This window comes from Bacillus sp. Leaf49 (genome assembly GCF_001426125.1).
Classification (GTDB): domain Bacteria; phylum Bacillota; class Bacilli; order Bacillales; family Bacillaceae; genus Bacillus; species Bacillus altitudinis.
Genome location: NZ_LMRK01000001.1, coordinates 248,819 through 261,964, shown reverse-complemented (window position 1 = coordinate 261,964; position 13,146 = coordinate 248,819). Strand labels below are relative to the sequence as shown.

The following is a 13,146-nucleotide window of genomic DNA, read 5'->3' as shown; positions in this document are numbered from 1 at the left end:
TAGCATTACCTGCTTGAAAAAACAATATTCTGTGTTACATTATTTTGTGGTATATGAAAGAATCACGGTGTTGGAGGAAAGAAGATGGCGCAAATTCGTTTAGCAGGAACAAAAGAGGAGATCGACCGTATTCTACAGTCGTTTGACAAGCATTATGAGGTGACCTATACGTCAAAAGATTACGGAAAAACAAATCCAAAATACAAATATTCCAAAGATGTTCGTGTTTATATTGAACTAAAATTAAAATAAAGATAAAATTTTAATTGAAAACGCTTAAAGGATTTTCGTTTTTTGTATAGAATAGAGTTGAGTGATGAAGCTATGGAGGGATACATAATGACAGAATTTAGAATCGAAAAAGATACAATGGGCGAAATCAAGGTGCCACAGGACAAGTTCTGGGGTGCACAAACACAACGAAGTAAAGAAAATTTCAAAATCGGTTCTGAGAAAATGCCAAAGGAAGTTGTGAATGCGTTTGCAATTTTGAAACGTAGCACAGCGATTGCGAACGAACGTCTTGGCAACTTAGAAAGTGAAAAAGCTGAAGCGATTGCTGCTGTATGTGATGACATCATCAGTGGTAAGTATGACGAGCATTTCCCGCTTGTTGTATGGCAAACAGGAAGTGGAACACAAAGTAACATGAACATGAACGAAGTCGTTGCAAATAGAGCAACTGCTTACTTGAAAGATAAAAATAGTGAATTCAGCATTCACCCGAATGACGATGTCAACCGTAGCCAAAGCTCAAATGATACATTCCCAACGGCTATGCACGTGGCAGCTGTTTTAGCTGTGTACAAAAAGCTATTGCCTGCGATTGACCAGTTAAGAGCGACGCTTGATGAGAAAGCAAAAGCATACCAAGAGATCGTGAAAATTGGCCGTACGCATTTGCAAGATGCAACACCTCTTACAGTGGGCCAAGAGATTAGCGGCTGGGTGTACATGCTTGATCGTTCAAAAGAAATGATTTTAGAATCTACTGAAAAAATGAGAGAACTTGCCATTGGCGGAACAGCTGTTGGTACGGGAATTAACGCACATCCTGAGTTTGGTAAATACGTGGCAGAAGAAATCAGCCAGTTAACAGGTCAAACGTTCAATTCTTCACCAAACAAATTCCATGCGCTGACAAGCCATGATGAAATCACATATGCACACGGTGCGCTTAAAGCACTTGCAGCTGACTTAATGAAAATTGCCAATGATGTGAGATGGCTTGCAAGTGGTCCTCGTTGCGGAATTGGTGAATTGATCATTCCTGAAAATGAGCCAGGCAGCTCCATTATGCCAGGAAAAGTCAACCCAACTCAAAGTGAAGCTTTAACAATGATTGCCGCACAAATCATGGGGAATGATGCAACAATCGGTTTTGCCGCAAGCCAAGGAAACTTCGAGCTGAACGTATTTAAGCCGGTCATCATCTATAACTTCTTGCAGTCAGTTGAATTGCTTGCTGATGGTATGAACTCATTCCATGACAAGTGTGCCGTTGGAATTGAACCAAACCTAGAAACGATCGAGAAAAACCTAAACAATTCATTGATGCTTGTGACGGCACTCAACCCGCACATCGGATATGAAAATGCAGCGAAAATTGCGAAGCTTGCGCACAAAGAAGGATTAACGCTAAAAGAAGCTGCCCTTCAATTAGAATTATTAACAGAAGAGCAGTTTGAAGAGTTTGTGAAACCAGAAGAAATGGTGACACCGAAAGCAAAATAAGACACCAGAGGCCTCTGTGCCTCTGGTTTTTTTATGGAAACTTCCTGAAATCACAGAAAAGAAGTTTGATTGTTTGTCACAATCATAAACCCAGGGCAAGCAAGCCCTGGGTTTTATAAATGATCTTCTTTTAGAATGCGTAATAAGGAGCCGGAGACCGGCTGAAGCGGTGTGTATAATTTCAATTGATAAAGCATGCCTTTGACGATGACTTGTCTTGGTTTTTGTTTGTTTAACTCGTTTTCTAAAATGCCAAGCGCTTCAAATAAATCTGGCTCGTCTTTCACTTCATAATGTGCTTCTGCCAGCTCTCTTAATTCTTTTAATAGAGATTCTGTGAGCGGGTCAAATGATCGTTCATAAATCGGGCCGAACCAGTCGCTTGCTTGGTCCACAGAAATGAGTGGATGGTCATTGCGCTTCATCATACCGCCCATTAGATCATCGATACGGTGAATCATTGTTGCGGCAAGCTCCTCTGCTTCGAGCTGAAAATCATATAAAATGGCAAGCTCAAAGTAAACGTGACTCATGCCCTCAATCGTTAAACATAGATCAGCCATATAAGGAATGGCCGCATCTCCATACACTTGCTTAATGTTATCAATGTGCAACTGAATCGTCGCAAGTCGAATTTGCTTTGCGAGCTGTTGCGTTTCTTCGTTCAATGGGAGCGCCCTGTCGCTTAGCTGCATTTTAATAAAATCTTTTTGCTGCAAAATATTATCGTAATAGACAGTGAGCTGTTTCCGGTAGGCCTCTTTTGGTGTGCCGCCCTCTGTTTGAACCTCATGAATCCGGGTAAATACCTTATCGTAATAGTAATGCAAGATCGAAATAAGTAGTGCTTCCTTCGATTTGAAATAAAGGTAAAACGCACCCTTTGACATGTGGCATTCATCCGCAATTTCCTGAACAGACGTTGTATTATAGCCTTTGCTGGCAAATAACTTCATACCAGCCTCAATAATCATTTTTTCTTTCTTTTTCAATATGAATGTCATCCTTTCTTACCGAGCGACAAATGTCTTAGGAAACGTGCGCAAAGAGATGTGACTTATCGGTCATAAACGACAAAACTTTTCAAAAATTAATCAGATTGTAACTTGTTTTTTACAGTGTAATTCTTTATATTATAAAGTAAGGTGACCAACCGGTCAAAAAATGTGAAAGGATGATGTTCCATGAGAGAAATTGATGATATGATTAGACGCTTGAAAGCAAAAGGAATTCAAGTAGAAAAAGTCAAAATGCCGAAAGAGACAACCATTGAAAAGAAATGGATGTATCAAGCTGGCAAGAAGATCAAAGCCACATACCGTGATTTCAATGGGTATTCATTCATCTAAAAAAAGACTGCGGTGTAAAACCTACAGCCTCTTCTTTGGAACAGTGATCGTATAGCGTACACCTAGTTCATCATTTTCAATTGATATGGACGCTTGATGCATCGAAAGAATTCGTTTGACAATGCTTAATCCAATGCCGAATTCGCCCTTTTTTCCCTTACTAAAAGGTTCGTATAGGCTGGATAGCATGTGTTCTTCAATTGGAGGGCCATCATTACGAATGACGATGCGAATTTGATCCTCTTCCTGCTTCATATGAATATCAATTTTATTTTTTGCGTAGCGAAGTTGATTTTCTAATACATTTTCAAATAATTTGCTCCATTGTTCTGGATCGCCTTCAAGTGCAGCCTCATCATCTAAGTCCACGTTCCACTGCAATTCATTTTTCGACCAGCGTAAACGGTCAACCACTTCCAGCATTGTATTACTCACAAGGAAGGGAGAATGCGCCGGATGTTGTTTTGATAAATAATCAAGCTTTGTTAAATACAGCAAATCTTTGATTTTCTTCTCAAGCTTTTCCGCTTCGCCTTCAATCACTTCCACCGTTTGTTCAAGATCTCCTTTAGGGAAAATTCCATCTTTAATAGACTGCGTATAACCGCGGATGACCATCACAGGTGTTTTTAAGTCGTGTGATATATTTTGCAAAAGCGTTCGTTCTGTTTCATCCTTTTGAATGAGCTTTTGTCTCATTTCTTCAATCGTATGCCCCAGTTTGCCAATTTCATCTTGCCGGTCAACCATCACAGGATCGTCCCAGTCTTCTTGTGCAATGCGTTTGACGTGCTTTTCAAACGCGACGATTGGACGTGATAAGTAGCGGGCGAGCCAAATCGATGGAATCCAGCTTAGTAAAATAACCGTTCCTAAGATGAAAATCAGCTGTTTAAACAGTGTAAAGGACAAGTCATCTCGATAAGAATCGGGTGCATATGACAAGAGAATATATTGTGTATTGCCTGTTGAGACTTTTTTGATCACAAAAAAGATATGCTGACCATTCACTTCTTCAGAATAGCGTTTTGTTGCGCTTTTTTGTTTTTTAACAAAGGACTGCACTTTTTCAATAAAGGCATGCGGGAAAAACTGAGCCATTTGATTTAATTCATCTGACGGAATCAGAATGTGCTGAACCGATCGGTTTTCTGGTGTCGACTTTGGTGAGCCGTCTCGATTCAGAGGGTATTCTGTTAACACTTGCTGCTCGTTTTCGATGTTTTTATAAATTTCATTCGTAAAAAAGCTGCGTAATGTATTTGAAAATAAAATGATCAGGACAATCGAGATGGTGAGTAAAATGCCAGAGATGACAACCCAGATTTGAAAAGCGAGTGGTTTGTTCTTCATCCCTTTAGCATCCTATAGCCAAATCCATAAATGGTCTCGACTTTTAAGTCAGGCATTTTTTTTCGCAGCCGTCTGACAAGATCATCGACCACACGATCTGTCCCGAAGTAATCGTGCCCCCAGATCTTGACGAGGATATCTTCCCGGGAAAAGGCATGTCCTTGATGATGGGTAAATAAGAGCAGCAAATCAAATTCCTTAGACGTTAAATTAATCAGCTGATCTCCTTCATACACCTCTCTTACGTCCTCATGAATGATATAGGAAGAAACGGGTGTGACGCTTTGCTGAGGTGTGTCACTGTTTTTATATACAAGCTCCAGCAGCTTTTGCACGCGGATGATCAGCTCGCGCGGAAGAAAGGGTTTCGCAATATAATCACTGCTCCCGAGTTCTAAGCCAAGCACACGATCAATATCTGCATCACGTGCCGAAATAAAAATGACCGGTACGTCAGGCGAGGCTGCTTTGATTTCTTTAATGAGTGTGTAGCCGTCCGTATCAGGCAGCATAATATCTAAAATCCATAGATGCGGGGGCTTGTTCATTGCTTCGCGTGCCGCTTCTCCGGTTAAAAAAGAGGACACATTCCAATTTTCACTCTCTAAATATTTGGTTAACAGTTCATTTAAATTCTGCTCATCTTCAACTAAATAAATGGTGTACGACAAAGTCTTCCACATCCTCTCAACGTCATTATAACGGGTTACAAAGGCGGCATGTCAACAATCACACGCTTTTTTCACAATTTCACATATTCTTCTCATCATTATCCCATAATGTTTGTTTATGATAAGCTCAAGGGAAAAAAGGGCATAGACAAAAGGCTAATCAATAGGTGCTTTTCACCAATGTGCACACCTTGCTTTTTTTCTATGAATAAGTATTATATAATTTGACATATTGTCATAAAGAATTTTTCAATGATATTGCCATTAAGGGGACATGAGTCCTGTCTAGACATATGAATGAAGCATTTCATGAAAATGATGCAAAGGAGTGCAAGCGATGGATTTCCGAAGAGAAGATGAAGAGAAAAAGATGAATGATCAAGAACACACACATCAAGAGAATGAGAAACAAATAGAAGAACCAGAAAAAGAGAAAGAACTCGTTTTTCACCATCATGAAAACGAAGCATCTGCCTCTCAGGAGAGGGTGACAAATGGGTCTCCTCAAGTGATTGATGACCGTTCGTCTAAAAAGGAGAAAAAACGAAAGGCTGCATGGCTAAGTCCGATTCTTGGAGGGATTATTGGCGGCGGTCTTGTGCTTGGCATTACACCGCTTTTACCGCAGTCACAAGATACAGCGGCAAACACTCAAACCCAAACAGCATCAAGCGAACCGGCTTCATCTGAAAATTTCTCAACAAAACAAATCACCAATGCGACGAATGTTGCTGATATGGTAGAAGATTTAGAGCCGACGATTGTAGGGGTCTCAAACTATCAATCTACACAAAACTCGTTCGGTCTTAGCGGTGATTCAACTGAAGCAGAAGCTGGAACGGGTTCTGGTGTCATCTTCAAAAAAGATGGAAAAAAAGCATACATTATCACAAATAACCATGTAGTCGAGGGTGCCAATAAATTAAAGGTCACACTATACGATGGGAAAACAAAAGATGCCAAGCTTGTCGGCAGTGACGTAATGACAGATTTAGCTGTCGTGGAAATAAATGCTGACGGCATTGATAAAGTTGCAAGTTTTGGAGATTCTTCTAAGCTTCGTGCTGGAGACAAAGTCATCGCAATCGGGAACCCGCTCGGTGCGCAGTTCTCTGGTACAGTAACAGAAGGGATTATTAGTGGTCTCGATCGTACCGTTGAAGCCAATACATCATCTGGAACCGTTGAGATGAATGTGCTTCAAACAGATGCTGCCATTAACCCTGGAAACAGTGGCGGTCCACTGATCAATACAGACGGTCAAGTCATCGGTATCAACAGCTTGAAAATTAGCGAAAGCGGAGTAGAATCACTCGGATTTGCGATCCCAAGTAACGATGTAAAACCGATCGTAGATCAGCTGTTGAAAAATGGAAAAGTCGAACGTCCTTACCTTGGCGTACAAATGATTGACCTTGAGCAAGTGCCTGAAACGTATCAGGAAAATACACTTGGCCTATTTGATAAACAAATCGGTAAAGGCATCTATGTAAAAGATGTTTCTAAAGGATCTCCTGCACAAAAAGCAGGCTTGAAGTCTGGAGATGTCATCATCAAGTTCAAAGGAAAAGATGTAGCGAATAGCTCACAACTGAAAGAAATCCTTTATAAAGAAACAAAAATTGGCGATAAAACGACAATGACTGTCATCCGTGATGGAAAGAACAAAAATCTTGATATTACCCTTGGGCAGTCTGATAACGAATAAAAGAAAACAGGTGGATAAACGATCCACCTGTTAGATTGTTGACAAAGGGCTAAAATGAACTTTATTTTAGCCCTTTGTCTTCTTTTTTTCAGCGTGATAGAAAACCTTTGAAATCTAGGAAGGACGAGTACTGGCGCGGAGCGAATTTGACATTCGTGAGCACCAGCACGCAGGACTGACAAAGAATGCGAAGGTTTGTCTACACGCTGACAGGTGGATAATCGATCCACCTGTTTTTTTGTGCCTATTTTTTTGAGGATAGTGTCCGTAAAATAATGTTTTCCCATACATTCCAAGGCAAGAGCTGCTTTGCTATGAATGAAAGCCGAACACCTTTCCCGACAAGATACCTTAGCTTTTTTAGCCGCTTCTTCTCTGCAAGCGAAACCACAAGCTCTGCAACTTCGCCGGGATCTCCATAGTTGTTTTTTTGCGCCTCTATATAGGACATCATCTTTTGATAAATAGCTGTGTATTTAGAACCTTCTGCAGGCGGCGTCATTTGCTCATTCATGGAGGTGTTCCAAATGTTCGTTTGGAAAGAACCCGGCTCAATCAAAGCGGCCTGAATGCCAAACGCAGCCAGCTCAATTCGCAAACTCTCTGTATAGCCCTCTAGCGCAAACTTTGACGATACATATGGAGAGAGTGCGGGCATTCCCATGAGTCCGCTGATACTGCTCATATTCAATATTTTTGCACCGCTCGTCATCAACGGAAGGACTGCTTGTGTCATTTCCATCACACCAAAGACATTCACTTCAAATTGCTCTCGGTACTGATCAACAGGCACTTCTTCAGCAAAACCAGCATAGGCCGTTCCTGCATTGTTCACAAGCAGGTGAATCGGAGCATAGGCATTAAGCCTTTTTTGAAATGCTTGAATGGACTGTGTATCTGTCACATCTAATGCTTCAATATGTATCGATTCGGATAAAGCGGCGTTCTTTACTTCTTCGGCAAGCTTTTTCGCATTGGTTTCCTGTCTTACGCCAGCAATCACAGTGTACCCTTGCTGAGCGAGGCGCAGTGTGATGAGCTTTCCGAAACCGCTGTTGGCACCAGTCACAATGGCTGTTTTATTCATCATCCGGTTCTCCTTTTTGTTTTAATCTACCATAGTCTGCTGTTTTATTGAATAACGAAAAGGGGCTTGGAGAAGAATAAAAAACGATGCTATAAAATAGGAGGAAATACATGATGTGCTGGAAGAAGGCGGGACTGCTAGGAGTGCTGTTCTTTATGCTGTCTGGCTGTCGTTCAATCGAACCAATACAACATTCACATGAAGCAGAAGCTGAAAGTCTGTCCGCTGTTCAAATGAAGGAACTGCCATTTCAGCATTTGCAATTGCACGTACAATATGGACAAAAAAGCGAATTATATGAAGCTACCTATCGTCAAGCAGGTGGAAGAGAAGAAGCACTCATTCGAGATCATATGAATGGTGTCCGCTATGAAGGAGAAGAAGCTTTACGTGAAATGAAGATGAAGCTCAATGATATGTCGATTCCTAGTGCAAAGCTGAATGAAACATATGTCAATGAATTATTATCTGCTTTTAATTTAGATGATGATTATCAGCGGATACGAGTCGATATCAAGCTCGAAGATGGGACAAAACGTTCATTCGAAAAGAAAAAGTAAACGAGACTTTCTCATTTTTTAATTGAAAATGATTTTCAAGATCACTTAAATCTGATACACTAAATTGAGATAAGTGATCTTTGACGTCTACATAGACGATATTCAATATAAAAAATTTGGATGAGAAAAGGAGCGTTTGAGCGGAATGAGTGCCATTTCTACTGAAGGTTTAAGCTTAGGTTACGGAGAAACAATGATCATAGACGAACTAAATGTATCGATCCCTAAGGGTGAAATCACAGTATTTATTGGCAGTAATGGATGCGGTAAATCCACGCTACTTCGCTCTTTGGCCCGTCTCATGAAGCCAATGGGTGGTTCTGTCCTGCTTGAAGGTCATTCCATTGCCAAATTACCAACAAAGGAAGTGGCGAAACAGCTCGCCATTCTTCCGCAAGGACCGGAAGCGCCAGAAGGATTAACGGTGCATCAGCTCGTCAAGCAAGGGCGATATCCTTATCAAAATTGGCTGAAGCAATGGTCAAAGCAAGATGAAGAAGCGGTTAATCGCGCACTAAAGTCAACGAAGATGGAAGATCTTGCTGATCGAACGGTTGATTCATTATCAGGTGGACAAAGGCAGCGTGCATGGATTGCGATGACATTGGCACAGGAGACGGATATTATTCTATTAGATGAGCCAACAACGTATTTAGACATGACGCACCAAATTGAAATCCTGGATCTTCTTTTTGATTTAAATGAAAAAGAGCAGCGCACGATTGTCATGGTTCTGCATGACCTTAATCTCGCTTGCAGATATGCGCATCACCTTGTGGCCATTAAAGACAAGTCGATTTATGCAGAAGGAAGACCGGAAACTGTCATTAACTGTGATCTTGTGAAAAATGTCTTTGATATGAACTGCCAAGTCACAACAGATCCTTTATTCGGAACACCGTTATGTATCCCGCACGGCAGAGGACGCTGTATTGTCCAACAGGCACAAGCTGAGACATTTCTTGCTGCAAGATAATCGTATGTGAAAAGCCTGACATCTGTTACACGCAGAGTCAGGCTTTTTTCTGAAAAAAGGAGCGGAATACCAATGGGAAATGAATTAGATGAAAAGCTCGAAGGCCTGCTTGATAAATATACAGAGCTGCTGCTTGGTGAAACGAATGAGGAACTGAAAAGAGATGTCACGCAGTGGATCATCTATTCTCATATTGCCAAAAGCATGCCACCTTTAGCCAAGCATTTTAATGACATGTATCCAGAGGCAAAAAAAGACATCAAAGAAACGATTCAGCGGATCAAGCAATTAAATGAAGCTCATCGTGCGAATAAAGACCGTTAAAAAACTGCCAGTACGAGCTGGCAGTTTTTCTTTATGACATGGGTGATGATCCGTACGGTGATTGATCAGTCAGTGTTTGCTGGAATTTTTGATGTGCCTGCTGGAGCTTCTGCTGGTCAGCGGCTTCGACAGAGTACCAGCCATATTTGAACATGACATCATATAAATGTCTTTGCGTTTTTTGTGTTTCTAGCGCAATTCGCTGAATATCTTGGTAAAGAGATTCATGGCTGAATTCATTGAGCGCTGTGTTATATCCGCTTGTCATATATTTTTCAGTCGACAAAAGGTCTGTGACAAAGTCGCGATCGTTCATGTTTGTCGTTGTTGGAACCGGCGTTTGTGGATTCCCGATTTTTTGTTGGTTTTGCTGTTCCATGTCTGTTACCTCCTATTGCATAAAGCCAGAAGACTGGCCTTGCCCTGAGCTGCCTAAATGTTGAAGTATTTGTGTGTAATGCTGATGGTGCATTTGACCCACTTGATTGAGTTCTTGTTTCAATGTTTGATCCTGACAATGCTCGGCCATAAAGTGGGCCTTTTTCATTGCGATCAAATTCCAGTTCAGCATATCCTCTAGGTACAAGGAATCCTTTACTGAAATCACTTGTGGGGGCATATTCATTTGCTGGTTGTTCAAGATGTGTTCCTCCTTACGATTTCTTTTTATATTGCTGATTTTGACTGGTCTTTTTACCGCCTAGGTCTGCTTCTTGTGATGGACCTGCGTTTCCTTTCACACTTGCAGCACTTACGCCTGCTTTTGATGGGTTCTTTTGCAAACGAGACATGTGGACATCACCTCCATTCTTACAATTCCCCCTCGTCTTTAATTCATACGCTGTAAAGAAAGACGCATGAGAATGTGTAAATTTTTGAAATCTGCTATTGAACTGTTTCGGAAAATCTTTTAAGATAAAGAAAGAGGCATTGCTTTTTTTTGGACAAAAAATGAATGACTGTTCATTCAAAATGTTTAGGGGGATATTTATGGGCAAACATATTCGCAAGGCGGCTGTCATTGGTTCAGGTGTCATGGGCTCAGGCATTGCTGCACATCTAGCCAATATCGGGATACCAGTAACATTGCTAGATATTGTGCCACATGAACTGACAAAGGAAGAAACGGCAAAAAAGCTAACGCTTGATCACCCTAGTGTTCGGAATAGATTAAGCCAAGACGCAATGAAAAAATTGTTAAAGCAAAAGCCAGCACCTCTTACTTCAGCCAAAAACCTATCATACATCACACCCGGAAATCTCACAGATCACCTTTCCTTATTACACGATGCTGACTGGATCATTGAAGTCGTCACTGAAAAGCTCAGCATTAAACAACACGTATTCTCTCTCATCGACGAACACCGCAAAGAAGGCAGCATCGTATCCAGCAATACATCCGGTATTTCTGTTGAAAAAATGGCAGAAGGCCGATCAGCTGATTTTAAACACCACTTTTTAGGCACTCACTTTTTTAACCCAGCTCGTTATTTAAAGCTGTTAGAAGTAATTCCTATTCAAGAAACAGATCCAGAAGTACTCTCATATATGAAAACATTTGGTGAAGATGTACTTGGCAAGGGTGTGGTCGAAGCAAAAGATACACCGAACTTTATTGCCAACCGAATTGGCACTTATGGGCTTCTTGTCACAGTGCGTGAAATGCTTGAGAACAAATACACGATCGGAGAGGTCGATTCTGTTACAGGTCCACTCATTGGCAGACCGAAAAGTGCGACCTTCCGTACACTTGATGTGGTGGGACTCGACACATTTTCTCATGTAGCCCGCAATGTGTATGAACAGGTAGAAGGAAAGGAAAAAGATATTTTTCAGCTGCCTGAGTTTATGGAAAGAATGCTCGAAAAAGGGTGGATCGGCAGCAAAGCAGGGCAAGGATTTTATCAAAAAAACGGAAAGACCATTTTAGAGCTTGATCCTGTCACACTCACATACGGAGAACGGACAAAGCTGAAGGATCCTGGCATTGACATTGCCAAGCAGCAAAAGGGGACAAAAGCGAAATTGAAAGCGCTTATTTATCAAGACGGCCGTGCTGGGCAATTGCTTTGGAATATGACCGCACCTGTTCTTCTTTATTCAGCTCAACTAAAAGGCGACATTGCGGATGATATTCAGTCCATCGATAACGCCATGAAATGGGGATTTGGCTGGCAGCATGGCCCGTTCGAGCTGTGGGATGCGATTGGCGTGAAAAAAGCCGTCAGTCGAATGGAAGCGGAAGGGCACAGCATCCCGACCTGGGTGCAAGATATGCTTTCAGAAGGACATGACACATTCTATCAAGAAAATGCCGAAGGAGACCGTGCATTTTATCAGACTGGTGCTTATGAACAGGAAAAGGGCAACGACAAAAATATTTCGTTAGCTAGATTGAAAAAGAAACACGATGTCATTTTTAAAAATACAGGTGCAAGCTTGATCGATATCGGGGATGAAGTGGCCTTGCTTGAATTTCATTCGAAAAGTAATGCCATTGGGCTTGATGTCATTGATATGATCAATCGTGCTGTAGATGAAACGGAAAAGAATTATAAAGGGCTGGTCATCGGTAACCAAGGAAAGAACTTCTGTGTTGGTGCGAATCTCGCCTTAATTTTAATGGAAGCACAGGACGACAACTTCTTTGAAATTGATTTTGTCATTCGCAGGTTCCAGCAGGCGATGATGAAGGTGAAGTATAGTGACCGTCCAGTTGTGGCTGCACCATTTGGTATGACACTTGGCGGAGGGACGGAGCTTTGTCTACCAGCAGCCGCTATCCAAGCGTCCAGTGAAACGTATATGGGGCTTGTCGAAGTGGGAGTCGGACTCATACCGGGCGGAGGCGGAAACAAAGAACTCTATCTTCGCCATCTGCAAGGAGCGGAAAAGCCATCAGCAACTGCGATCCAAGATGCTACGCTACAAACCTTTGAAGCCATTGCGATGGCAAAGGTATCTACATCAGCAGAGGAAGCGCGTGATATGAAGATGCTCCGAGTGAATGACCGGATCAGCATGAATGGTGATCATTTAATCCATGATGCGAAACAACTCGTTCTTTCTCTTGATGAAGCGGGTTATCGTGCACCGCTGAAGCGAAAGGTGCCCGTGATGGGGGGAACAGGCTACGCAGCAATGGTGCTGGCTGCTGAAAACATGAGATTGTCTGGATACATTTCAGACCATGACATGACCATTGCGAAAAAACTAGCGCATGTCATTTCTGGCGGCAAATTGCCATTTGGTACAGAGGTGGATGAACAATACTTATTAGAGCTTGAAAGAGAAGCCTTTTTAAGTCTTGTAGGGGAAGTCAAATCTCAGGCACGCATGCAGCACATGCTCGTTAAAGGAAAACCTTTACGTAACTAGGGGGGA

Annotated in this window: 15 protein-coding genes; 8 read left to right on the top strand and 7 right to left on the bottom strand. The window is 41.7% G+C overall.

The window, feature by feature from the left end; all coding sequences use genetic code 11:
- Positions 1-84 precede the first annotated feature (84 nt).
- Positions 85-252 carry a YvzF family protein gene (locus ASG46_RS20350; RefSeq protein WP_003213147.1) on the top strand — a complete coding sequence of 56 codons (168 nt, stop codon included), beginning with the start codon at positions 85-87 and terminating at the stop codon, positions 250-252.
- Between the two features lie 87 nt (positions 253-339).
- Positions 340-1,734: a class II fumarate hydratase gene (fumC, locus tag ASG46_RS01475; protein ID WP_017359275.1), complete on the top strand. Its 1,395-nt coding sequence runs from the start codon at positions 340-342 to the stop codon at positions 1,732-1,734.
- A 113-nt stretch (positions 1,735-1,847) separates the two neighbouring features.
- Here the strand turns inward: fumC and ASG46_RS01470 are convergent, their stop codons facing one another.
- Complete coding sequence (locus ASG46_RS01470) at positions 1,848-2,726, bottom strand: TetR/AcrR family transcriptional regulator (protein WP_017359276.1); 879 nt, start codon at positions 2,724-2,726, stop codon at positions 1,848-1,850.
- A 192-nt stretch (positions 2,727-2,918) separates the two neighbouring features.
- On the opposite strand from ASG46_RS01470, the gene spxO reads away from it, so the two are divergent.
- The gene (gene spxO, locus ASG46_RS21070; RefSeq protein WP_008347070.1) at positions 2,919-3,083 is read left to right on the top strand and encodes an anti-adapter protein SpxO; all 165 of its coding nucleotides are present in this window, start codon (positions 2,919-2,921) and stop codon (positions 3,081-3,083) included.
- Between the two features lie 21 nt (positions 3,084-3,104).
- Here spxO and ASG46_RS01465 read toward each other — a convergent pair whose 3' ends face one another.
- Entirely contained in the window at positions 3,105-4,436 is a 1,332-nt protein-coding gene (locus ASG46_RS01465) for a HAMP domain-containing sensor histidine kinase (RefSeq protein WP_007500323.1), read from the bottom strand.
- Positions 4,433-5,107: a response regulator transcription factor gene (locus ASG46_RS01460; protein ID WP_017359278.1), complete on the bottom strand. Its 675-nt coding sequence runs from the start codon at positions 5,105-5,107 to the stop codon at positions 4,433-4,435. Before ASG46_RS01460 ends, ASG46_RS01465 begins: the two co-directional genes overlap by 4 nt.
- 337 nt (positions 5,108-5,444) lie before the next feature.
- On the opposite strand from ASG46_RS01460, the gene ASG46_RS01455 reads away from it, so the two are divergent.
- Positions 5,445-6,815, top strand: a complete 1,371-nt coding sequence (locus ASG46_RS01455; protein ID WP_008347064.1) for a S1C family serine protease — start codon at positions 5,445-5,447, stop codon at positions 6,813-6,815.
- A 244-nt stretch (positions 6,816-7,059) separates the two neighbouring features.
- On the opposite strand, the gene ASG46_RS01450 is transcribed toward ASG46_RS01455, so the two are convergent.
- Positions 7,060-7,902: an oxidoreductase gene (locus ASG46_RS01450; RefSeq protein ID WP_017368022.1), complete on the bottom strand. Its 843-nt coding sequence runs from the start codon at positions 7,900-7,902 to the stop codon at positions 7,060-7,062.
- A 113-nt stretch (positions 7,903-8,015) separates the two neighbouring features.
- Between ASG46_RS01450 and ASG46_RS01445 the strand changes: the two genes are divergently transcribed.
- The 3 genes from ASG46_RS01445 (at position 8,016) to ASG46_RS01435 (ending at position 9,762) form a co-directional block, all read left to right on the top strand.
- Positions 8,016-8,462 (top strand): YusW family protein, encoded by a 447-nt coding sequence (locus ASG46_RS01445; protein WP_026050144.1) that lies wholly within the window; start codon positions 8,016-8,018, stop codon positions 8,460-8,462.
- A 145-nt stretch (positions 8,463-8,607) separates the two neighbouring features.
- On the top strand, positions 8,608-9,438 hold the full coding sequence (locus tag ASG46_RS01440) for an ABC transporter ATP-binding protein (protein WP_008347057.1): 831 nt from the start codon (positions 8,608-8,610) through the stop codon (positions 9,436-9,438).
- A 72-nt stretch (positions 9,439-9,510) separates the two neighbouring features.
- Positions 9,511-9,762, top strand: coding sequence for a YusU family protein (locus tag ASG46_RS01435; protein ID WP_056702696.1), 252 nt, complete (start codon positions 9,511-9,513; stop codon positions 9,760-9,762).
- Positions 9,763-9,793: 31 nt separating this feature from the next.
- Here the strand turns inward: ASG46_RS01435 and ASG46_RS01430 are convergent, their stop codons facing one another.
- From ASG46_RS01430 to ASG46_RS20340, 3 genes are read right to left on the bottom strand one after another with little or no spacing between them, the layout of a single operon-like run.
- Positions 9,794-10,141, bottom strand: coding sequence for a spore coat protein (locus ASG46_RS01430; protein ID WP_007500333.1), 348 nt, complete (start codon positions 10,139-10,141; stop codon positions 9,794-9,796).
- A 12-nt stretch (positions 10,142-10,153) separates the two neighbouring features.
- Positions 10,154-10,405: a hypothetical protein gene (locus ASG46_RS01425; protein ID WP_060698253.1), complete on the bottom strand. Its 252-nt coding sequence runs from the start codon at positions 10,403-10,405 to the stop codon at positions 10,154-10,156.
- Positions 10,406-10,415: 10 nt separating this feature from the next.
- Entirely contained in the window at positions 10,416-10,553 is a 138-nt protein-coding gene (locus ASG46_RS20340; protein WP_008347049.1) for a YuzL family protein, read from the bottom strand.
- 199 nt (positions 10,554-10,752) lie between these two features.
- On the opposite strand from ASG46_RS20340, the gene ASG46_RS01420 reads away from it, so the two are divergent.
- A complete protein-coding gene (locus tag ASG46_RS01420; protein WP_056702695.1) occupies positions 10,753-13,140 on the top strand; it encodes a 3-hydroxyacyl-CoA dehydrogenase/enoyl-CoA hydratase family protein in 2,388 nt (795 codons plus the stop codon).
- The last annotated feature ends 6 nt before the right edge of the window (positions 13,141-13,146 follow it).

Coding starts and splice junctions, on each gene's coding strand:
- ASG46_RS01420 (WP_056702695.1), top strand. CDS start 10,753: ATGGGCAAACATATTCGCAAGGCGGCTGTCATTGGTTCAGGTGTCATG.
- fumC (WP_017359275.1), top strand. CDS start 340: ATGACAGAATTTAGAATCGAAAAAGATACAATGGGCGAAATCAAGGTG.
- ASG46_RS20350 (WP_003213147.1), top strand. CDS start 85: ATGGCGCAAATTCGTTTAGCAGGAACAAAAGAGGAGATCGACCGTATT.
- ASG46_RS20340 (WP_008347049.1), bottom strand. CDS start 10,553: ATGTCTCGTTTGCAAAAGAACCCATCAAAAGCAGGCGTAAGTGCTGCA.
- ASG46_RS01435 (WP_056702696.1), top strand. CDS start 9,511: ATGGGAAATGAATTAGATGAAAAGCTCGAAGGCCTGCTTGATAAATAT.
- ASG46_RS01465 (WP_007500323.1), bottom strand. CDS start 4,436: ATGAAGAACAAACCACTCGCTTTTCAAATCTGGGTTGTCATCTCTGGC.
- spxO (WP_008347070.1), top strand. CDS start 2,919: ATGAGAGAAATTGATGATATGATTAGACGCTTGAAAGCAAAAGGAATT.
- ASG46_RS01455 (WP_008347064.1), top strand. CDS start 5,445: ATGGATTTCCGAAGAGAAGATGAAGAGAAAAAGATGAATGATCAAGAA.
- ASG46_RS01450 (WP_017368022.1), bottom strand. CDS start 7,902: ATGAATAAAACAGCCATTGTGACTGGTGCCAACAGCGGTTTCGGAAAG.
- ASG46_RS01440 (WP_008347057.1), top strand. CDS start 8,608: ATGAGTGCCATTTCTACTGAAGGTTTAAGCTTAGGTTACGGAGAAACA.
- ASG46_RS01430 (WP_007500333.1), bottom strand. CDS start 10,141: ATGGAACAGCAAAACCAACAAAAAATCGGGAATCCACAAACGCCGGTT.
- ASG46_RS01445 (WP_026050144.1), top strand. CDS start 8,016: ATGTGCTGGAAGAAGGCGGGACTGCTAGGAGTGCTGTTCTTTATGCTG.